Origin of the sequence: Streptomyces sp. NPDC088747, assembly GCF_044751025.1 — a bacterium.
GTDB lineage: Bacteria > Actinomycetota > Actinomycetes > Streptomycetales > Streptomycetaceae > Streptomyces.
In genome coordinates, this window is record NZ_JBIVKZ010000008.1 from 13,603 (window position 1) to 34,629 (window position 21,027).

Annotated in this window: 14 protein-coding genes; 8 read left to right on the forward strand and 6 right to left on the reverse strand. The window is 71.7% G+C overall.

Annotated elements, in window-relative coordinates; translation table 11 throughout:
- Positions 1-26: 26 nt before the first annotated feature.
- The 3 genes from ACIP79_RS19960 to ACIP79_RS19970 form a co-directional block, all read right to left on the reverse strand.
- The gene (locus tag ACIP79_RS19960) at positions 27-1,505 is read right to left on the reverse strand and encodes a DUF5719 family protein (protein WP_401225039.1); all 1,479 of its coding nucleotides are present in this window, start codon (positions 1,503-1,505) and stop codon (positions 27-29) included.
- Positions 1,502-5,179 (reverse strand): glycosyltransferase, encoded by a 3,678-nt coding sequence (locus ACIP79_RS19965; RefSeq protein ID WP_401225041.1) that lies wholly within the window; start codon positions 5,177-5,179, stop codon positions 1,502-1,504. Before ACIP79_RS19965 ends, ACIP79_RS19960 begins: the two co-directional genes overlap by 4 nt.
- Before the next feature lie 219 nt (positions 5,180-5,398).
- On the reverse strand, positions 5,399-5,662 hold the full coding sequence (locus tag ACIP79_RS19970) for a WhiB family transcriptional regulator (protein WP_003975777.1): 264 nt from the start codon (positions 5,660-5,662) through the stop codon (positions 5,399-5,401).
- A 690-nt stretch (positions 5,663-6,352) separates the two neighbouring features.
- Between ACIP79_RS19970 and ACIP79_RS19975 the strand changes: the two genes are divergently transcribed.
- The 4 genes from ACIP79_RS19975 to ACIP79_RS19990 all read left to right on the forward strand — a co-directional run bounded on the left by ACIP79_RS19975 (position 6,353) and on the right by ACIP79_RS19990 (position 10,441).
- The gene (locus ACIP79_RS19975; protein WP_401225044.1) at positions 6,353-6,901 is read left to right on the forward strand and encodes a cysteine dioxygenase; all 549 of its coding nucleotides are present in this window, start codon (positions 6,353-6,355) and stop codon (positions 6,899-6,901) included.
- A 148-nt stretch (positions 6,902-7,049) separates the two neighbouring features.
- Positions 7,050-8,009: a 2-phospho-L-lactate transferase gene (cofD, locus tag ACIP79_RS19980; protein WP_401225046.1), complete on the forward strand. Its 960-nt coding sequence runs from the start codon at positions 7,050-7,052 to the stop codon at positions 8,007-8,009.
- Positions 8,006-9,367, forward strand: coding sequence for a coenzyme F420-0:L-glutamate ligase (locus ACIP79_RS19985; RefSeq protein WP_401225049.1), 1,362 nt, complete (start codon positions 8,006-8,008; stop codon positions 9,365-9,367). The genes cofD and ACIP79_RS19985 overlap by 4 nt, the downstream gene beginning before the upstream one ends.
- Positions 9,368-9,439: 72 nt before the next feature.
- On the forward strand, positions 9,440-10,441 hold the full coding sequence (locus tag ACIP79_RS19990; protein WP_401225051.1) for a DNA-3-methyladenine glycosylase family protein: 1,002 nt from the start codon (positions 9,440-9,442) through the stop codon (positions 10,439-10,441).
- A 258-nt stretch (positions 10,442-10,699) separates the two neighbouring features.
- On the opposite strand, the gene ACIP79_RS19995 is transcribed toward ACIP79_RS19990, so the two are convergent.
- Together ACIP79_RS19995 and ACIP79_RS20000 are read right to left on the reverse strand one after the other, a co-directional pair.
- Positions 10,700-11,782 carry a sugar phosphate nucleotidyltransferase gene (locus tag ACIP79_RS19995; protein WP_401225053.1) on the reverse strand — a complete coding sequence of 361 codons (1,083 nt, stop codon included), beginning with the start codon at positions 11,780-11,782 and terminating at the stop codon, positions 10,700-10,702.
- 121 nt (positions 11,783-11,903) lie between these two features.
- Complete coding sequence (locus ACIP79_RS20000) at positions 11,904-13,319, reverse strand: peptidoglycan recognition protein (protein ID WP_401225056.1); 1,416 nt, start codon at positions 13,317-13,319, stop codon at positions 11,904-11,906.
- 139 nt (positions 13,320-13,458) lie between these two features.
- Here ACIP79_RS20000 and ACIP79_RS20005 point away from each other — a divergent pair, with 139 nt between their 5' ends.
- The 4 genes from ACIP79_RS20005 (at position 13,459) to ACIP79_RS20020 (ending at position 19,779) form a co-directional block, all read left to right on the forward strand.
- Positions 13,459-14,214, forward strand: coding sequence for a TIGR03089 family protein (locus ACIP79_RS20005; RefSeq protein WP_401225059.1), 756 nt, complete (start codon positions 13,459-13,461; stop codon positions 14,212-14,214).
- 150 nt (positions 14,215-14,364) lie between these two features.
- Positions 14,365-15,681: an LCP family protein gene (locus ACIP79_RS20010; RefSeq protein ID WP_401225061.1), complete on the forward strand. Its 1,317-nt coding sequence runs from the start codon at positions 14,365-14,367 to the stop codon at positions 15,679-15,681.
- A gap of 246 nt (positions 15,682-15,927) precedes the next feature.
- Entirely contained in the window at positions 15,928-17,676 is a 1,749-nt protein-coding gene (locus tag ACIP79_RS20015; RefSeq protein WP_401225063.1) for an LCP family protein, read from the forward strand.
- A gap of 555 nt (positions 17,677-18,231) precedes the next feature.
- Complete coding sequence (locus ACIP79_RS20020; RefSeq protein ID WP_401225628.1) at positions 18,232-19,779, forward strand: LCP family protein; 1,548 nt, start codon at positions 18,232-18,234, stop codon at positions 19,777-19,779.
- A 108-nt stretch (positions 19,780-19,887) separates the two neighbouring features.
- On the opposite strand, the gene ACIP79_RS20025 is transcribed toward ACIP79_RS20020, so the two are convergent.
- Entirely contained in the window at positions 19,888-20,931 is a 1,044-nt protein-coding gene (locus tag ACIP79_RS20025; RefSeq protein WP_401225065.1) for a glycosyltransferase family 2 protein, read from the reverse strand.
- Between the last annotated feature and the right edge of the window lie 96 nt (positions 20,932-21,027).

The following is a 21,027-nucleotide window of genomic DNA, read 5'->3' on the forward strand; positions in this document are numbered from 1 at the left end:
CTCCTCCGCCCTCAGCGGGGCCGGTGCTACTTCTGGAGCACCGAGAGGTCCTGCTCGGCGTCCGGCACCGCCACCGTCCCGTGGTCGTCCGGGAGCGTCTGGATCGTGAAGCCCGAGATGCCGTTCACGTTCGCCGTGAGCATCCGGGAGGCGTGCACGGGGCCGCCAGAGACCGGCTCGACGGTCAGCGCGTACGTCCCCTTGAGGCCGCTGGGGACCGGCGCCTCGATGTTCTGCGTCGTCCCGGCCTTGACGGTGAACGTCTTCGTCACCGACTCACCGCCCTCGCTGCCCGCGGACGCGGTGACCTTGACCTCGGCGCTCCCGCCGGGGGCGGTCAGGGCGAGCGTGGAGGCCTTGGAGGTGTTGTCGGCGACCGTGGCGCGCGCGCCGACCGGGCCGGTGGCGGGGATGAACGCGGTCTCCTGTCTGTCGCCCTTGCCGCGGACGACCTGGAGGGCGGCGACGACCGGCACCGGCGAGCCGGTGGGCGTGAGCACCAGGGAGCCGGCCTCGCCGCGGGTCAGCTCACCGAGGTCGGCGGACGCGGTCATGCCGGACTTCACGTGCAGCGTCTCGTTGCCCGCCGGGGTGATCAGCCCCGAGGGGGAGGCCAGGCGCACCTTCAGGTCGGCGTCGGTGTCGCCGGGCACGAAGGCGATCAGGCGCACCGAGGTGGCGTCCTTCGGGATGCCGGGCAGGACCAGGCTGCCCGCGGGGTCGGCGGAGGCGGCCAGCCAGTCGCCGCCGGTCTTGTCGTCCAGGGCCTGCACGGCGGCTCCGAGGCGGCCGCTGCGGACGGTCACGTGCACAGTGAGGTTCGCCTGCGCGTCGTCCGTGAGCGTGTTCAGGAGGACCGCGTCGCTGGAGTGCGGCTGGACCGTGATGCCCTCGCCCAGCGTGGACTTGAGGGTGCCGTCCTTGCCGTACAGCTCGATGTCGACGACGGCGGCGGAGTCGTCGGGGTTGGTCAAGTGCACATAGTCGGTGCGGTCGTCGGCGGTGCTCGCGCCCGGGAACCAGAACTCGGTGTCCGGAGCGGTGCAGTTGGTGCCGAGCAGACCACGGCCGGTGCCCGCGGCGACCTGGGTGGTCTCCTGGACGGTCCAGCCGGGCGCGAACCTGCCCTCGGCGGTGCCGACCAGGGCGGGTGCCTCGGCGCCCGAGCTGTCGTCGGTGACCGGCTTGCCGGGCTCCTTCAGTTGCAGCAGGGGCTTCTCGGCCTTGCCGCCGCCGTCCGCCGACTCCTCGGTCGCGACCTGCAGTTCGGCCTTGCCGCTGTCGCCCGTGTCATCGGAGACGGGGGTGAAGGACGTGTACGCCGTCTCGGCGAGGTCGGAGGTGCTCGGCTGCGGGCAGAGCAGGCTGGTGCGCTCGACGGGCAGCAGCGCGGCCGTCCTCGCGGCGCCGTCGCCCGACGCGTCCGGCGCGTTGAGCACGGCGAAGCCGGTGACGGCGGCCAGCGCGGTCGTGCCGGCGATCAGGGACAGGGTCGTGCGGTTCACTGCTGGCTCCCGTCGGGGCGCTCACTGTCGTTGCCGTGCGGCGGCTGCGGGGGCATCGGGGGCTGCGCCGACGGGTCGTACGCGGGGTCGTAGGGCCGGCCGTTCGCGTCGTAGCCCTGGTTGTACGTCTGGTCGTACGGCGCCGTGCCCCCGTACGCGTACGGGTCGTACTGGCCGCCCTGGTAGGGGTCCGCCTGGTAGGGCTGTTCGTAGGTGCCCGCCTCGTACTGCTGCCGGCCCTGGCCCTGGTACTGCTCGGCGCCGTAGGTGCCGTACTCGGCGGACGCGTAGCTCGGGGTGTCCCACTCGCCGTACGCCTGCTGCTGCGGGACCGCGGCAGGCTCCGGCGGGAACTCCTCCTCGTGCACAGGGAGGGCGTCGTCGTCCTGGTCGGTCTGCTCGGCCTCCGCCTGGGCGCGCAGGCGGCGCGCGCGGCGGCCGTCGCCGGTGACGTCCTGGGCGGGGATGTCCCCCTCCTCCTCGGGGAGGTCGTCGTCGACGTCGCGGCGGCGGCCGGGCAGGGCCATCACCACGAGGACGACGGCGAGGGCACCCTGTGCCCACAGCCAGGCGGTGTGGCTCAGCGGGGCCTCGAAGGTGATGTCCAGCTCGCCGCCGCCCGCGGGCAGTTCGAAGCCCTGGGCCCAGCCGTCGACCGTGGTGCGGGTGAGCGGCTTGCCGTCCAGGGTCGCCGTCCAGCCCTCGTCCGCCGAGTCGGCCAGGCGCAGGACCCGGCCCTCCTTGCCTGCGGGAACGGTGGTGTGCACCTCGACGGGGCCCGCGGCGATGGACTGCGGGTCGCCGGAGGCCGGGACGATCGCGGCGCGCGAGACCTGCCGGTCCACGCGCCACAGGGCGCTGCCGTCCTGCTGGCTGAGCCGGGACAGGCCGGGGGTGGCGTCCAGGACGCTGGTCATCTCACGCGGCGCGCCCTTGTGGACCAGGACGTAGCGCACGGCGAAGCCGCCGAGTTCGTCGGCCTGGTCGGCGCCGGAACCTGCCACGAGGTTGGCGACGACCTTGGCCAGCTTCTCGTTCTCGCCGTCCGCCGCCGCGAGTTCGGCGTCGCCCAGGCGGGCGCCCGAGCCGCGGACCAGGGTGTAGCCGACCCTGGCGGTCGATCTGCTGTCGAGGACGAGGGTGCGGGCCTGGTCGCGCGTGCCGCTCTCCTCGGCGACGAACGCGGGCACCTGGATCGGGTCGCGCCGCTCCAGGGGCCCGTCGGCGCCGCCGATCATCCAGCCGGCCGCGACGAGCAGCGGGCCCGCGGCGGCGGTGAACGCGATCAGCACCGCCACCGGCTGGCGCCAGCCGAAGCTCTGCTCGGCGACCCGCGAGCGCGCGCCGTCGGCGCCGAGCGCGGCGGCGGCGAGCAGCGCGAGGCCGTAGACGAGGGTCGCGGGGCCCGCCCAGGCCGAGCCGTTGGACAGCACGGCGAAGACGAGCGCGACCAGGGCGACCGCCCAGGCCGTCCAGATGCCGGCCTGACGCTGGGTGCGCAGCAGGGCGGCCAGCGCGGCCAGGACGATGCCGATCAGCATCAGACCGCTGACGGTCCCGGGGCCGCCGGGGCTGGCGCCGAGCAGGTCGAGCGCGGAGGCCGCGCCGGAGCCGAACTCCAGACCGGCTTCCTTGAAGAAGCCGAACGGGAGCAGCGTCAGCGACCAGGGGGCGAGGACCAGCAGGGGGCTGCCGAGCTGGGCCAGGAAACGCGGGCCGTAGGCGGTGATCTCGCTTCTGCGCACCACGAGGAGGGCGATTCCGAGGACCAGCGCGATGGGCCACACGATCGGCGTGAAGGCGGTGGTGAACGTCAGCAGCAGGGCGTACGCCCAGGTGGCGCGCCAGCTGCCGCGGGTGCCGGAGGAGTTCGGCAGGCCGCTGGCAGCGATGCCCGCGCGCGCGAGGAGCGGCAGCAGGATCGCCAGGACGCTGGTGCCGATGCGGCCGTCGGCGAGCGCGCCGGTGGCGGCGGGCAGGAAGGCGTACACGACAGACGCCCAGGCGCGCAGCAGGCGCGACTCGACCAGTGGCCGTGAGGCGAAGTAGGCGGTGAATCCGGCCAGCGGCACGGAGGCCACCAGGAGCAGCGTGACCGCGAGGCCCGTGGAGCCGAGGAGCAGCGAGGACAGCGCCGCGAGGATCGCCAGGTACGGCGGCGCGGTCTGGGTGCCGCCCGCGCCGACCGCGTGCCAGCCGTCGAGATAGCGCGACCAGAGCTCGGAGGAGTCGCCGGGCGCCGGCAGCAGCGCGCCGCCCGCGAGCGCGCCGCTGTCGAGCAGCGCCCGGCACGCGATGAGCGAGACGAAGAGCAGCGCGACGAAGAGCACGGGTCCTGGCTTGCGCGCGACGCGCTTGACCCGGCCGAACTGCTCGACCTCCAGGAAGTCGGCGTCGTCTCCGCCGGGGCCCGACTCGACCGCGCCGCCGTGCCGTCCGGCGCCGGAGGTGGCCTCGGCGTCGGAGCGGCTCACGAGACTGCCCGCGGCCTGCTCGACGGTGGCCCGCACGGTCGCGCCCGGGGGCGGGAACAGCGGGCGCAGCTCATCCTTGTCGATCTGGGGGCGGCCGCGCGAGCGGCGGCCCGCGAGGATCCGCTCGGGGCGCAGCAGTGTCCCCAGGAGCCCGCGGATCTCGTCGACGGCCTGTCCGGGGACCTTGCCGACGAGATACGCGACCGTGCGCAGCAGGGTGCCGAGGATCAGCCGGAACAGGATCCAGGGCAGCTGTGCCGTACGGGCGTTGACGAGGAGGGTGTAGGCGGCGCCCGCCTTGTCGACCTTGTGCGGGGAGGCGGAGGTGCGGCCCACGCAGTCGACGGTGCGGCGCTCGCGGGAGGCGGCCTCGGCGTGCCGTACGACCGCTTCGGGGGCGACGAGGACGTTGTGCCCGGCGGACCGGGCCCGCCAGCACAGGTCGACGTCGTCACGCATCAGGGGCAGCCGGCGGTCGAAGCCACCGAGTTCCTCGAAGACGTCGCGCCGGACCAGCATTCCGGCGGTGGAGACGGACAGCACGGGGTGGACGTGGTCGTGCTGGCCCTGGTCCTGCTCGCGGCGGTCCAGGCCGGTCCAGCGGCGGCCGGAGTTGGCGATGGTGACGCCGACCTCCAGGAGCGCCCGGCGGTCGTACCAGCCGCGGAGCTTGGGGCCGACCACGGCGACTTCCTTGCCGAGCTCCGCCTCGTTCTCCACGACCCGCAGCAGCTGGGACAGGGCATCCGGCTCGGGGGCGCAGTCGTCGTGCAGCAGCCAGAGCCACTGCTCGGGCTCGCCGTACGGAAGGTCCGGCATGTCGTACGCGTCGTCGCGCCAGGTGCGGGTGACGGGGTCCCAGCCGCTGGGGCGCTTCAGGTAGGGCAGGTCGTCCGGAGTGAGCACACCCGCGGTGCGGGTGGCCTCCTCGACGGCCTGGCCGAAGCCGGTGCGCCGGGCGAGGTGCACCACCCGGTCGGCGCCGAGCGCCTCGGTGAGCAGCTGGGCGGAGTCGTCCGCGCTGCCGGTGTCGGCCGCCACCGCGTTCTGCACGGGGCGCTCCTGGCCGAGCAGCCCGGCGAGCGCCTCGGGCAGCCAGCGGGCGCCGTCATGGGAGACGAGCACCGCGGTCACCACGTGGCGCGGGAACTCAGGAGTGGCAGCGTCTTGTTGGCCTGCCGTATGGCTGTGCACGGACATCGAGGTACGGGCCCCGGTTCGCTGGACTGCGGTGGACGCCTGTGCCCACGGGGAGCAGTGGGACGTCTCGGACGGAGGCCCACACTAACGGCTGGGCAACACGGCGGCCCGCCGCCTGTGGATAACCCACCTGCGACGGGCCGTTCGTTACGTATCGGTACGTAGGGGTGTGCGCCTTCTGGCCGGGCGAAGGTCTTGCCGGGGCGGTGCCGTTCACGCTCAGACGGCGGCCTTCTTGAGGCGGCGCCGTTCACGCTCGGACAAACCACCCCAGATGCCGAACCGTTCGTCGTTGGCGAGCGCGTATTCGAGGCACTCGGAGCGGACCTCGCAGGCGAGGCAGACCTTCTTGGCCTCGCGGGTGGAGCCGCCCTTCTCGGGGAAGAAGGACTCGGGGTCGGTCTGGGCGCACAGTGCGCGCTCCTGCCAGCCGAGTTCCTCGTCCGCGTCGTCGACCAGCAGTTGCTGCACCAGCTCGGTCATGTGCGCCCCTCGTCCGTCTTTCGCGTCCCCGTGATGCTGCCGTCACCGATTTCGGCTGAACGACACGAGTGAAATTACAAGTGTGCCGATCCGGGCCAGTCAAGCCGAGATCTGCTATTGGGCCCCTTATTCACTCTGCGGAACCAAGGCTATGCGGAAAGTGTTCAAATCGGCATAAACCCTGACAGCCCAAGGTGCCCAGGCAGGCCCGGGGCTTCCTTCACGGGGAAGGACGCCCAGGAGTTCGATCTCGTTCCGACGCGAACATCGAAGCGAACCTGATCACATTCGGATCACGGGTTCGCGGTGAGGTTTGTGCGCCCGGTTGTGCGCCATGTGTCCGGGGAGCCTCCTGAACAAACCTTTCGCCTCGCAGGTGAACCGGATCTGGTGAAACATCTCCCAGATGGCGGGCGTGAAGTTGACAGTCGAGGTGTGAACCGATGTGCTTGTGGGCATGCTCGCGAACTTGGCGCCCACCTCGACCCGCACCGCCGGGTCCCACGGTGCTGTCCACGCTCGCTGTAGCTGTTGTTGCTGTTCCAGCTGTTGAGCCGTACCGCGCTCCGGCAGGCGCTCCGTGAAGGAGCGGCACCCCCGCCCGCACCCGGGCGACACTCCCGTCCGTGACCCGGACGGAAATGGTCCGCGACACCCCAGCACTCTTCCGCCGAGGAACCACCGCACCCCATGAACAGCGACAGCGACCTCCAGATCGCCGGCGACATCCTCGAAGTACCGCACCTGCTCCAGCCGCCGCGCGAGCACCCGTCCACCGTGGCCGAGTTCGTCGGCCTGGCCCGCTCCATCGCCGCCGACCGCTCCCGGTGGGCGCACCTCATCCAGTACGACGCCACCTCACGCTGGTACCACCGGCTGAGCACCGGACCCGGCTACGAGGTCTGGCTGCTCTCCTGGGTGCCGGGGCAGGGCAGCGGGCCGCACGACCACGGGAGTTCCTGCGGTGTGCTGACCGTCCTGGACGGCGCGCTGACCGAGCACACCGACCGCGGCACGCGCGCGCTCGGCACCGGTTCGCAGCGGGTCTTCGCGCCCGGCTACGTCCACGAGGTCGTCAACGACTCCCTGGAGCCGGCCGTCAGCCTGCACGTGTACTACCCGGGCCTGACCGAGATGCCGATGCACGCGGCGCGTTGCGCGGTCGCCGAGGCCGGCGCGGAAAAGGCCGACGCGGAGAATGGCGTCACCGAGAAGGCCGCCGCGGACAAGGTCTCGTAGGGGTGAGGACGACGTCTCGACGTGACTGAGGACGACGTCTCGACGTGGCCGCGGACGAGGTTCCGCAGGGCCGGGGACGACGTCTCGTGGGGCTGAGGTCTCGTAACCGCCTGCCGCGTTGTCGTACCCGCCTGCGAGACTGATGCCCATGCGCATTGTGGTTCTGGCAGGCGGCATCGGCGGTGCACGGTTCCTGCGTGGTCTTCAGCGGGCCGCGCCGGACGCGGACATCACGGTCATCGGCAACACCGGGGACGACATCCACCTCTTCGGGCTGAAGGTCTGTCCCGACCTCGACACCGTGATGTACACGCTCGGCGGCGGTATCAACGAGGAACAGGGCTGGGGCCGGGCCGACGAGACCTTCCACCTCAAGGAGGAGCTCGCGGCCTACGGCGTGGGACCGGAGTGGTTCGGGCTCGGCGACCGGGACTTCGCGACGCACATCGTGCGGACGCAGATGCTCGGGGCGGGCTTCCCGCTAAGCGCCGTCACCGAGGCGCTGTGCGACCGGTGGCAGCCTGGTGTCCGGCTCATCCCCATGTCCGACGACCGGGTCGAGACCCATGTCGCCGTCGAGGTCGACGGCGAGCGCAAGGCCGTCCACTTCCAGGAGTACTGGGTGCGGCTGCGGGCCTCCGTGCCGGCCGAGGCCGTCGTGCCGGTCGGCGCCGAGCAGGCCAAGCCCGCGCCCGGGGTGCTGGAGGCCATCGCCGAGGCGGACGTCATCCTCTTCCCGCCGTCCAACCCCGTCGTCTCCATCGGCACGATCCTCGCCGTGCCCGGCATCCGGGAGGCGATCGCCGACGCGGGCGTTCCGGTGGTCGGCCTCTCCCCCATCGTCGGGGACGCGCCGGTGCGCGGCATGGCCGACAAGGTGCTGGCCGCGGTGGGCGTCGAGTCCACGGCCGCCGCGGTCGCCGAGCACTACGGCTCGGGGCTCCTCGACGGCTGGCTCGTCGACACGGTGGACGCGTCGGTCGTGGAGCGCGTGGAGAGCGCCGGGATCCGCTGCCGTGCCGTACCACTGATGATGTCCGGCCTCGACGCGACGGCGCAGATGGCGCGTGAGGCGCTGACGCTGGCGGCGGAGGTGCGCGAGTCTTGAGCACGGGACTTCCTCCGGAGGGGTTCGCGGACGGCGACGGGTCGCGGGGATCCGACGCACGGTCCGACGGCTATCGGGTCTGGGCGCCCGCCGGTCTTCCCGAGGTGCGCGAGGGCGACGACCTCGCCAAGCTCGTCGCCTCGGCCGAGCCGGGGCTCATCGACGGCGACGTCCTCCTGGTCACCTCCAAGATCGTGTCCAAGGCGGAGGGCCGGATCGTCCGGGCCGTCGACCGCGAGGCGGCCATCGACGCGGAGACCGTCCGGGTCGTGGCACGCCGCGGCGCGCTGCGGATCGTGGAGAACCGGCAGGGGCTCGTGATGGCCGCCGCCGGGGTCGACGCGTCCAACACCCCCGCCGGGACCGTGCTGTTGCTCCCCGAGGACCCCGACGCCTCCGCGCGGACGATCCGGGACGGGCTGCGGGACACCCTCGGCGTGGACGTCGGCGTCGTGATCACCGACACCTTCGGCCGGCCCTGGCGCACCGGGCTCACGGACGTCGCCATCGGTGCCGCGGGCGTGCGTGTCCTCGACGACCTGCGCGGCGGCACGGACGCGTACGGCAATCCGCTGAGCGCGACCGTCGTCGCCACCGCCGACGAACTGGCCGCCGCGGGCGACCTGGTCAAGGGCAAGTCCGCCGGGCTGCCCGTCGCCGTCGTGCGCGGGCTGGCCCATGTGGTGTCCGAGGGCGACGGCGAGGGAGCGCGGGCCATGGTGCGCGGGGGGCGCGACGACATGTTCCGGCTCGGCACCTCGGAGGCGGTACGGGAGGCGGTCACCCAGCGGCGTACGGTACGGGCCTTCACCGACGAGCCCGTGGACCCCGGCGCCGTACGACGGGCCGTGGCCGCGGCCGTCACTGCCCCGGCGCCGCACCACACCACTCCCTGGCGGTTCGTCCTCCTGGAGTCCGCGGAGTCCAGGACGCGACTGCTCGACGCCATGCGCGACGCGTGGATCGCGGATCTCCGAAACGACCGCAAGTCCGAGGAGTCCATCGCCAAGCGGGTCCGGCGCGGGGACGTGCTCCGCGCGGCGCCGTACCTCGTCGTGCCGTGTCTGGTGATGGACGGCTCGCACACCTACGGCGACGTACGACGGGACGGCGCCGAGCGCGAGATGTTCGTGGTCGCCACCGGGGCGGGCGTGCAGAACTTCCTGGTCGCGCTGGCCGGGGAGCGGCTCGGCTCCGCGTGGGTGTCGTCGACGATGTTCTGCCGGGACGTCGTACGAGAGGTGCTGGGGCTGCCCGACGACTGGGACCCGATGGGGGCCGTGGCCGTGGGACACGCCGCGGAGGAACCCCGGGCCAGACCCCCGCGGGACGCCGGGGCGTTCATCGAGGTGCGCTGACCGGGGCGGGCGGGGCGGGCGGACCGCCTAGTCTCGTAGGGCATCCCGAGCACCACCCCTAGGACCTCATTCGTGGCTGGAAGATTCTCTCCTCGGCCGACGCGTACGACCGTGCGCGGCGGCCATGTCGTGACGCCCGGCGGGGTGCCGCGGCCCGCCGTCGCGCCGGGGCGGACGCGTACGTGGACGCCGCCGTGGCCCCTCGATCTCGGGCTGGTGCTCGGGCCGTTGCGGCGTGGACCGTACGACCCCACCTTCCGTACGACGCCGGACGGGTCGGTGTGGCGGGCCTGCCGGACGCCCGCCGGCACCGGGACCCTGCGGGTCGCGATGCGGGGCGGGGTGGTGCACGCCGAGGCGTGGGGAGCGGGCGGCGAGTGGCTGCTCGACCGGCTCCCGGGTCTGCTCGGGGCCCTGGACGACCCGGATGCCTTCGAGCCCCTGCACCGGCTGCTCGCCGTCACCCGGCATCGGCGGCCGGGGCTGCGGCTCACACGGACCGGGCTGGTGCTGGAGTCGCTGATCCCGTCGGTGCTGGAGCAGAAGGTCACCACGGACGAGGCGTACCGGGCCTGGCGGCTGCTCGTACGGAAGTACGGGGATCCGGCGCCGGGGCCCGCGCCGGAGCGGATGTGTGTCATGCCCGCCGCGCGGACCTGGGCGTTGATCCCGTCCTGGGAGTGGCATCGGGCCGGGGTGGACGACAAGCGGGCCTCGACGATCCTGCGGGCCGTGCGGGTCGCCGCGCGGCTGGAGGAGTCGGTGTCGTTCGACCCCGAGCGGGCGCAGGCGCGGCTGGAGCTGGTGTCCGGGGTGGGGCCGTGGACGTCGGCGGAGGTGGTGCAGCGCAGTCACGGGGCGGCGGATGCCGTGACCGTGGGGGATCTTCATCTGCCCGGCATCGTGGGGTACGCGCTTGCGGGTGACCGGGACGCGGACGACTCCGTGATGCTGGCGCTGCTCGCGCCGTACGCGGGGCAGCGGCATCGGGCGGCCCGGTTGATCCTGTTGTCCGGGCGGGCGCCGGCTCGGCGTGTGCCGAAGATGCCTCGATGGGACATCGGGCGGCTCTGAACCCCGCTGTGCCGGGTCCTGCGTGCCGAGGCCTGCGTGCCAGGGCGCCGTCGTGCCAGACCCCGCCGCAGCGGGGGCACCGCCGTGCCAGACCCCGCCGTGCCGGGCACCGCCTGTGGAGGCGGCACCCGGCACAGCGGCTCAGCCCGAGGTTTTTCGCCCCCTCCGCCCCTACCCGTCCCGTTCCTGGGGGCTGCGCCCCCAGACCCCGCTTTCGCGCTTCGCGCTCGTCCTCAAGCGCCGGACGGGCTGGGAGGGCTACTGGTCGGACGAGAAGCGGATCGAGCCGCTCGGGATCCTCGCGTCGCACCACACCCGTACGCCCTCGCGGAGTTCGTTGTCGGGGCCGACCACCGCGCCGTCGCCGATGACGGTGGCGGTGAGGATGGAGCGTTCGCCGATGCGGGCGCGGGCGCCGATGAGGGAGTCGGTGATGACGGCGCCGGGTTCGACGACGGCGCCGGCGAGGATGGCGCTGCCGGTGATGCGGGCGCCCTCGCCGATGTGCGCGCCCTCGCCGACGACCGTGCCGCCGGTCAGCTTGGCGTCCGGGGCGACGCTGGCGGTGGGCAGGACCAGCCGGTCGCCGCAGCGGCCCGGCACGGCCGGGGAGGGGGCGCGGCCGAGGACGAGGTCCGCGGAACCGCGTACGAAGGCCTGCGGGGTGCCCAGGTCGAGCCAGTAGGTGGAGTCGACCATGCCCTGGAGGTGGGCTCCGGTGGCCAGGAGCTCCGGGAAGGTCTCGCGCTCCACCGAGACCGGACGGCCCGCGGGGATCGTGTCGATGACCGAGCGGCGGAAGACGTACGCGCCCGCGTTGATCTGGTCGGTGACGATCTCCTCGGGCGTCTGGGGCTTCTCCAGGAAGGCGGTCACCCGGCCGGTGGCGTCCGTGGGGACCAGGCCGAACGCGCGCGGGTCCTCGACGCGGGTGAGGTGGAGGGAGACGTCGGCGCCCGTCGTCCCGTGCGTGCGGACCAGTGCCTGGATGTCGAGCCCGGTCAGGATGTCGCCGTTGAAGATCAGGACCGGGTCGTCCGGGCCCGAGCGGAGCCGGGAGGCCACGTTGCGGATGGCGCCGCCGGTGCCGAGGGGCTCCTCCTCGGTGACGTACTCGAGGTGGAGGCCGAGCGAGGAGCCGTCGCCGAAGTACGGCTCGAAGACCTCGGCCAGGTAGGAGGTCGCCAGGACGATGTGCTCGACGCCCGCCGCCCTCGCCCGCGCCAGCTGGTGGGTGAGGAAGGGGACCCCGGCCGCCGGAACCATCGGCTTGGGGGTGTGCACCGTGAGCGGGCGCAGTCTGGTGCCTCTGCCGCCGACCAGGAGGATCGCTTCTGTCACCTGTCGTCTCTGCTTCCTGCCGGGACCGGCCGAACTGTGTTTCGGCCGGCCAGTGTATGCAGACCGTTCGATGGCGCTTTCGACGGCCGGCGGTGCGGTTCCTCCCGTGCTGCCCGGCCGTCTACCTGCCCTGATACTTGGCCGCCGCCTTACGGGCAGTGCCGAGCTTGGTGTACATCTGCCAACCTGGACACTCCGTGCTGAACCCGTCCCGATGGCCGGAGATCACGTTCAGTCGTACGTTCTTTCCCTTTTTGTAGAGATTGCCACCGCCGGACTTCAGATATGTCTTTCCGCGCGGATTGACACCGAAGAGGCCCAGTTTCCACGCCGTGAGCTTCGCGATGGCCGTTACGGCTGATTTCGAGGGCTTCGTCTTGCCGAAGCTGCCGAGGACGGCGATCCCCATGCTGTCGGTGTTGAAACCGAGAGTGTGGGCCCCTGTCACGGCCTTCGCCACCCCACCGGCGCGGCCTTCGTAGATGTTCCCGCACCTGTCGACGAGGAAGTTGTAGCCGATGTCCCGCCAGCCACTGCTCACCACGTGGTAGCGGTAGATACTGCGGATGACCGAAGGGACCTGCGAGCAGCGGTAGTTGTTGCCCGAGGCCGTGTGGTGCACGAAGGCCGCCTTGACCCTCTTCGAGTACACGAAGCCGCGCTCGCGCAGCTTCTCGTTCGCCCCCCAGCCCTTGCGGGTGACGATGCGCGGACGCGGGCCGATGTGCGGCTTCACACGCTGGTCGCCCGCCGGACGCTCGGCGAGGAACTCGGCCTCCGTCTCCAGCTGGGAAAGCGCGGGGATCACGTTCGAGGCGAGCTCGGGTACCTCGCCGGAGGCAGCGGTTTCGAGATCGGTGGTATCGGCGGACTCGGGGGCGTACGCGGTGGAGAGTGCGCCCGCACGCGGGGCGTGCGCCTGCGCATCACCGCGCGCGAGCCCCAGTGGCGCACCGGCGCGCCGGACGTCCGGTCGCGCGCCTGCCGGGGCGGCGTCCGCGCCGGGGGCGACGAGTTCGAGACGCATCCCCCTGGGGAGTAGCGAATCGCCGGCCGCCGTCGCGCGCGCGTCCGCCTCCGCCTGGACACGCACCTCGACGCCGTCGGAGTCACCGACCCACAGCGGCGCCGTGGATCCGCGCACCCGGGACGACGCGGCCTCGGCGGTGCCGGGGTCCGGCGCGTGTTCGTGGTTGTGCGTATCGACGTCCTGCCAGCCGGACCAGTGACCGGTGCCGACGGCACGGGTGCGGACCTGGACCCGGCCGCGCAGTTCGCCGGCCGGGTCGTCCCAGACGATGCCGACGAGCGAGAAGGGCCGTACGTCGCGGCGGGTGAGGCCCTGTTCGAGGGCGCCGGAGCCGAGGGCCCGCTCACCGCCGAGCGGGGCGAGCGGCAGGGACTGGGTACTGCCGGGGACAGCGGGCTCGGATGTCACCGCCGGCGGGCGGGCCTGCGCCGGAGCGGACAGGGCCAGCGGAAGGGCGAGAGCGGCCGCACAGGTGACGCCGACCGAGGAAACAAGGAATCCACGCATGCCCCTGATCCTGGACATAGTCATACATATCTGTCTATCGGGGAATTGACGGGCCGTCGGGTGTCACTCGTCCGAACCGGTGGCCCTGCAGCTCCGCCCCGCCCCCGGCGCGCCCCCTCCCCCGCGTACGCTTGCCCGCGTGACCGCCACCGACCGCACCCCCGCCGACCTGCTGCGATCCGCGCTCGCCGCGGACCCCGCGCGCCCTCTGGTGACCTTCTACGACGACGCCACGGGCGAACGGATCGAATTGTCCGTGGCCACCTTCGCCAATTGGGTGGCCAAGACCGCCAACCTCCTCCAGAACGAGTTGTCCGCCGGACCCGGCGACCGGGTCGCGCTGCTGCTGCCCGCGCACTGGCAGACCGCGGTGTGGCTGCTGGCGTGCTCCTCGGTCGGTGTCGTCGCGGATGTCGGGGGCGATCCGGCCGCGGCGGACCACGTCGTCGCCGGGCCCGGCGAGTTCGAGGCCGGCCTCGCCTGTTCCGGCGACCGCGTCGCGCTCTCCCTCGCGCCCCTCGGGCGGCGTTTCCCGACGCCGCCCGCCGGCTACGCCGACTACGCCGTCGAGGTACCGACCCAGGGCGACCGTTTCCAGGCGTACGCGCCCGTGGATCCCGAGGAGGCCGCGCTGGTCGTCGCCGGGGCGCAGTACACGGGGGCGGAGGTCGTCGAGCGGGCCCGCGCGGACGCGCTGCCGCTCGGCCTGACGGGGCCGGGGTCGCGGATCCTGTCCGCGCTGCCGTACGACACCTGGGAAGGGCTCAGCGCGGGGCTGTACGCGGCACTCGCCACCGGAGGGTCCGTGGTGCTCTGCCGCCACCTCGGCCAACTCGGCGAGGACGCGCTCGCCAAGCGGATCGAGAGCGAGCGGGTGACGGCCACGGCCCGCTAGGGGGTGTCCGTTCGGATCAGCCCGGGTCCGCGACGCCCGGCGTAATCCGTTCGGCCCATCAGCGTCCACCCCCGGGTCCCGCCCCGGGCCATGGTCGTAGGAGCACGCAGTACGCGACACGCTCGTACGCCAGGAGGGGTGGACTCCGACGTGACCGACACCGCAGGCACGTCCTCCGGAGCGCCCGAGCCGACGGCCACCCCCGGCGCCCTGGGTCCGGAACTCGGCGCCACGCCCACCGGCGCCGGTGTCATACGCCGCCGCAGGCGCTGGCTGCGCCACACCTCGGCCGGTGTCGCGGTCCTGCTGGTCGGTGCCGCGGGCGCGGGCTGGGCGGCGTACGAGAAACTGAGCGGGAACATCACCGCGGACAACGACGCCGCGGCGGAGCTCGCCCGGTACGAGAAGGAACGGCCGACCGCGCTGGTGCGCGGCGCGCAGAACATCCTGCTGATCGGGTCGGACTCGCGGGCCGGGAACGGCAACGCGAAGTACGGGCGGGACTCCGGCACCGAGCGGTCCGACACCACGATCCTGCTGCACCTCGCCGCGGACCGGCGCAGCGCCACCGCCGTCTCCCTGCCCCGCGACCTGATGGTGGACGTGCCCAGCTGCCGCCGGCCGGACGGCGGACGTACCGAACCGATGCTGGCGATGTTCAACTACGCGTTCCAGAAGGGCGGTTCGGCCTGCACGATCCGCACCGTCGAGAAGCTCACCGACATCCGCGTCGACCACCACATGGTCGTCGACTTCAACGGCTTCAAGGAGATGGTCGACGCGGTCGACGGCGTGCAGGTCTGCCTGCGGGAGCCGATCGACGACAAGGAGGCCAAGCTGAAGCTGCCCGCGGGCAAGGTGACGCTCGACGGCGAGCAGTCCCTCGGTTACGTCCGCGCCCGCAAGAGCATCGGCAACGGCAGCGACACCGACCGGATGGACCGCCAGCAGCGCTTCCTCGGCGCGCTCGTCAACAAGGTGCGCGGCAACGACGTCCTGCTCAACCCCACCAAGCTCTATCCCGTGCTCGACGCGGCCACCTCGTCGCTGACCACGGATCCGGCGCTGGCCAGTCTGCGCGGGCTGTACGACCTGGTGCGCGGGATGCGCGACATCCCCACGGACCAGGTCCGGTTCCTGACCGTGCCCCGGACGTCGTACGTCCACAACGCCAACCGCGACCAGCTCGTGGAGCCCGCGGCGCAGGAGCTCTTCGCTCGGCTGCGGGCGGACGAACCGGTGACGGTCTCTAAGGACCTCCCGGAGGACGCGGCGGCTACGGCGGACACGGCGGACACGGCGGATTCCGTCGCGACGAGTTCGTTCGAGAGCGACGACGGAGATGCGTTCGACTTCTCGCACGAGGACGGGAAACCGGGCGGAAAGGGACCCGCCGGATCCTCGGCCACCCCCGATCCGGCCCCCACTTTCCGGGGGAACACGGCCGCCGAAGACACGTGCGAGTAAAACCCCCGTCAAGGCCTGGAACCCCTGAACTAAGAACTCTCTGAGAAATAGGGCGGATTGCCCAGTTGTAGGCAGGTGCAATTTGTCACTGTCGTCGCTTGACGCCGAACTGGCCGGATAGTGTGAGCGATCCGGTGCTCCGGCCTACAGGTCTGTCCTGCGGTCGTGCACTGCTGGACCGACTGACGAGCGCCTTTTGTAGGGGGAAAAGGCGCCGCGTGGCCCCGACGGAGGACTTAAGCAACCGTGGACGCGCAAGGCCGTGGGCGGGCGGACGATATCGATCCCGCAGACCAGTGGGTACTCAACCCGAACACCGGCGACTACGAACTGCGACTGCGGCCTTCCGCACCGCAATCACCGGTCCCCGGTCCTCGTAGACCGGACCGCGGCGCGGGGAGCGCCCCGACAGGCACCCGTACCACGCCGGTCCGCAGGCCCGGAGACTCTCCGGGCCTGCCCGACACCGACGTGCCGGGGCCGCGCAGGCGCCGAGGCGCGCCCGCCGAACCGCCTCCGGGGCGGCGGCGGGGACGCACGAAGCCGAAGAAGTCGCGGGCGAAGAAGATCCTGCTGTGGACCGGCGGCACGATGGCCTTCGTGGTCGTCGCCGCCAGTGCCGGCGGGTACCTCTACCTCAGGCACCTCGAGGGCAACGTCCAGACGACGGACATCGGCAGCGCGGGCGCCAGCAGCTTCAGCAAGGACGAGGCCTTCAACATCCTCATCATCGGTACGGACAAGCGCACCGGTGAGGGCAACGAGAAGTACGGCGACTCGGGCAGCGTCGGCCACGCCGACACCACGATCCTGCTGCACGTCTCCAAGGACCGTTCGAACGCGACCGCGTTGAGCATTCCGCGCGACCTGATCGTCGACGTCCCGGACTGCGAGACGAAGCAGTCGGACGGCAGCACCAAGGTCATCCCGGGCTCGACGGACGTCCGCTTCAACACCAGCCTCGGCCAGGACGGCCGGGACCCGGGCTGCACGATGCGGACGGTCAAGGCGGCCACCGGAATCTCCGTCGACCACTTCATGATGGCCGACTTCAACGCGGTCAAGACCCTGACCACCGCGGTGGACGGCGTCGAGGTCTGTCTCGCCAAGGACGTCGACGACGACGACTCGAAGCTCAAGCTCTCCGCCGGCAAGCACACGATCGAGGGTGAGACGGCACTCGCCTTCCTCCGCACCCGGCACAGCTTCGGCAACGCGGGCGACCTCGACCGCATCAAGATCCAGCAGCAGTTCCTCAGTTCGCTGATGCGCAAGATGTCCTCCAGCGACACCCTCACCAACCCCGCCAAGCTGGTGAAGCTGGCCGAGGCCGCCACCAAGGCGCTGACCGTGGACACCGGCATCGGCAAGGTGAGCACGCTCAAGGACGTGGCGCTGCAACTGAAGAAGGTGCCGACGAAGAACATCACCTTCCTCACGACGCCGGTCATCGACAACCCCGCCGAGGTGGTCAAGGCGACGGTCGTCGTCAACCCGACAACGGCTCAGCCGGTCTTCGACATGATCAAGGACGACGTGTCGTTCACGACCGTGAAGGCACAGCAGAAGAAGGAGGCGGCCGCGGTCGCCGCCCGTCTCAAGGGCACCCAGTCCGAGGCCGCCGACGTCCGCGTCAACATCTACAACGGCGGTGCCGAGTCCGGCTCCGCACAGGAAACTCTTAACTGGCTGCAGAATGGTGAGGGCGTGACCAAGTCCAGCCAGCTCGGCAACGCCGACGAGACGCTGAGCAAGACGACCCTCGAGTACTCTCCTGACCAGGCCGACCAGGCACGCAAGCTGGCGGATCTCATGGGGTTGTCCGGTTCGGCGATGAAGCCCGGCAAGAGCGAGACGAACTCGCAGGGGCTGCCCGCGATCGTGCTGACCCTGGGCAAGGACTTCAAGGGCGCGGGGGTGTCCCTGACCGCTCCGACAAAGGCGCCGGACACGGTCGAGAAGTCCACCGCGGACAAAACAGTGTGCGCCAAGTGATGACCTGACGGGTCCGTCACGCGTCCAACAGGACGACAGCGCGTCCGGCCAGGACGCGAGAAACGTTCAACTGGACGCGGGACGGGCCCGTTTGTCAGGCGCAGGGTGGGGAGGGGCAGGGAGATGGCGCGAAGTGGTGTGCGCGGGGAGGAATCGCAGTCACACGGCCGGGGAGCCGGTGACCTCGGCTGGGACGACAGCCTGTACGACGGGAGCGGTGAGCCCGGCCGGGGGGCCGACGGCGAGACCGCTCCGGTGACGGACGGCGCTCCCGGCCGCCGGGCCGACGGCAACGCCCGGCAGGCAGAGACCGGCGAAGCCCGTCAGCGGGCCGCCGGTACCTCCGGCGCGGGCACGAGCGCCGGCGCCGAATCCGGTGAGGGAACGGGCGGCCGTTCCGGTCAGGGAGCCGGAGGCAAGTCGGGTCAGGAATCCGGCAGCAGGTGGACGCGCGTCGCCGGCGGCAAGCCGGCGCAGAGCGTCGGCGGCAAGTCCGGGCAGGGCGCCGGTGACAGCTCCGGTCAGGGAGCCGACGGCCGGACGGCTGAGGACACCATGGCCCTCAAGCCGCAGGGGAACGGGCCGAACGGCGGCGGCAGGCGCCCAGGCGCTGGACGCCCGCGCCGCAGACGCCGCGTGCTGCGCTGGTCGGCGATGGTCCTGGCGGTCCTGATACTCGGCAGCGCCGGGGCGGGCTACCTCTACTACGAGCATCTGAACGACAACATCAAGAAGGACGACCTGAACATCGGCGACGCGAAGGACCGCGCCGCCGAGTCCAAGGCGAACTCGGCCGGCCAGACCCCGCTGAACATCCTCCTCATCGGCTCGGACGCCCGGGACACCGAGGAGAACCAGGAACTGGGCGGCGCGAAGGAGACGTTCGGCGGCACCCCGCTCGCGGACGTCCAGATGCTCCTGCACCTCTCCGCCGACCGCACCAACATGTCGGTCGTCAGCATGCCGCGCGACACCCTCGTGGACATTCCCAAGTGCACCGACCCGGACGACGGCGAGGTGTACGCGGCGAGCACCGTTCCCACGATGACCAACCAGACGCTGGGCCGCGGCGGTCCCGGCTGCACGGTGGCCACCTGGGAGAAGCTCACCGACATCCACATCGACCACTTCATGCAGATCGACTTCTCGGGTGTGGTGTCGATGGCCGACGCCATCGGCGGTGTCCCGGTCTGTGTGGACGCCAACATCTACTCCCACACGTCCACCGGCAAGGGCTCGGGCCTGAAGCTGGAGAAGGGCACCACGTACATCCAGGGGCAGCAGGCCCTGGAGTGGCTGCGCACGCGGTACGGCTTCGAGGACGGCAGCGACCTGGCGCGCGCCGAGGCCCAGCACCAGTACATGAACTCGATGGTCCGCCAGCTCCGCAAGAACGCCACGATCTCCAGCCCCAACAAGCTGCGCAAGCTCGCCGAGACGGCCACCACGGCGCTGACCGTCGACAAGGGCCTGGGCACCGTGACGAAGCTCTACAACCTCAGCAACGAGCTGAAGAAGGTCGAGCCGAGCCGGATCACGATGACGACCATGCCGAACCGTTACGTCGGCGCGCGCGTGGTGCCCACCGAGGACGCGGAGCAGCTGTTCCGTCTCGTGCGCGAGGACATCTCGCTCGACGGTAAGGACAAGAAGAAGACGACGACCGAGAAGGCTTCCACGGACCCGGCGGCCGCGGACGACAAGATCGGCGTGGCCGTGGTCAACGGCACCCGGACGTCGACGCAGTCCCCGGTCGGCGGGCGCGCGAGCACGGTGGCCGAACTGCTGGTCGGCAAGGGCTTTACCCAGGCCACCGCGGAACAGACTCAGGCGACCGCCGCGGAGAAGACGCTCGTCCGCTACCCGAACGCCGACCTGGAGGGCGACGCCCGACGGGTGGCCAAGGCCCTTGGCATCCCCACGAGTTCGGTGCAGAAGTCGACGGACGTCTCCGGGGTCACCCTGGTGGTCGGCGCGGACTGGCGTGAGGGTACGGCGTACAAGGCCGAGGCGGAGGACAACACGACGCCGGACACGGCGGAGGCCCTCAACGGCGCCGACAAGAAGGCCTGCATGCACGTCGACCCGGACTACACCTGGTAGCCGAGAACACCCTGGTGGCCGAAGGCGCCTGGTAGCCGATGCACCTCGCATGAACACGAGTTGGGCCCCTCTCCGGTGGAGAGGGGCCCAACTCGTAAGCGAAACACCTCAGTTGGAGGTGAGCACCGCCGGGCGCCGTGACGCGATCACCTTCCGTGCCAGTGACCGCGGGCTGGTGAGGAAGCCCCAGCCCCAGGACATGTGCATCGTGGCGAGGGCGAGCGGGATCTGCAGCCGCGCCTTCAGCGGCAGGCCCCTGCCCGCGGGCAGCGAGCCGAGGGCGATGGCCGCGAGGTAGCCGCCGGGGACGACGAAACCCCAGGGCGTCAGCGCCGCGCCGACCACCACACCCGCCACGATCGCGCACACCGCGGTCGGCGGGGCGAGGTAGCGCAGGTTGATGGAGCCCTCGTGGAAGCGGGCGACGACATGACGCCAGCGCCCGTAGTCCTTGTACTGCTTGGCGAGCGCGCGCACGGACGGCCTGGGGCGGTACGACACCCGCAGTTCGGGCGAGAACCAGATGAGGCCGCCCGCCTCCCTGATCCGGAAGTTCAGCTCCCAGTCCTGGGCGCGGATGAACTCCTCGTTGTAGCCGCCCTGTTGCTCCAGCGCCTCGCGGCGGAAGACCCCGAGGTACACCGTGTCGGCGGGCGCGGCCTCGCCTCCCGTGTGGAAGGCGGCGTTGCCCACCCCGATCTTCGAGGTCATCGCGGCGGCGACCGCGTGCTCCCAGTCGTTCTCGCCCTCGGCGTGCATGATCCCGCCGACGTTCTGCGCGCCGGTCTCCTCCAGGAGACGTACGGCCGTCGCGATGTAGTTCGGCGAGAGCATGCCGTGCCCGTCGACGCGTACCACGATGGGGTGGCGGGACGCCTTGATCGCGGCGTTCAGCGCGGCGGGGGTGCGGCCGGCCGGGTTCGGCACGGTGTGCACGCGCTTGTTGTCATGGGACGCGGTCTCGCGCACCAGTTCGGCGGCGATCTCCTCCGTACGGTCGGAGGACGGTCCGATGGCGAGCACCACCTCCATCTCGCCGTCGTACTCCTGCGCCAGGATCGCTTGGACCGACCCGCGCAGGTGCCGCTCCTCGTCGAGGACGGGCATGATCACAGAAACGGCGGGAGACCGCACGTCAGACTTCTCGCTCATCGGACGTCACGTTACCGCGAACGGGGGACACGGTCGCGCGCCGCCCTCCCTTCGTCCCGGGCCGCAGATCGTATGGGCTTACGGTGCTCACGGATC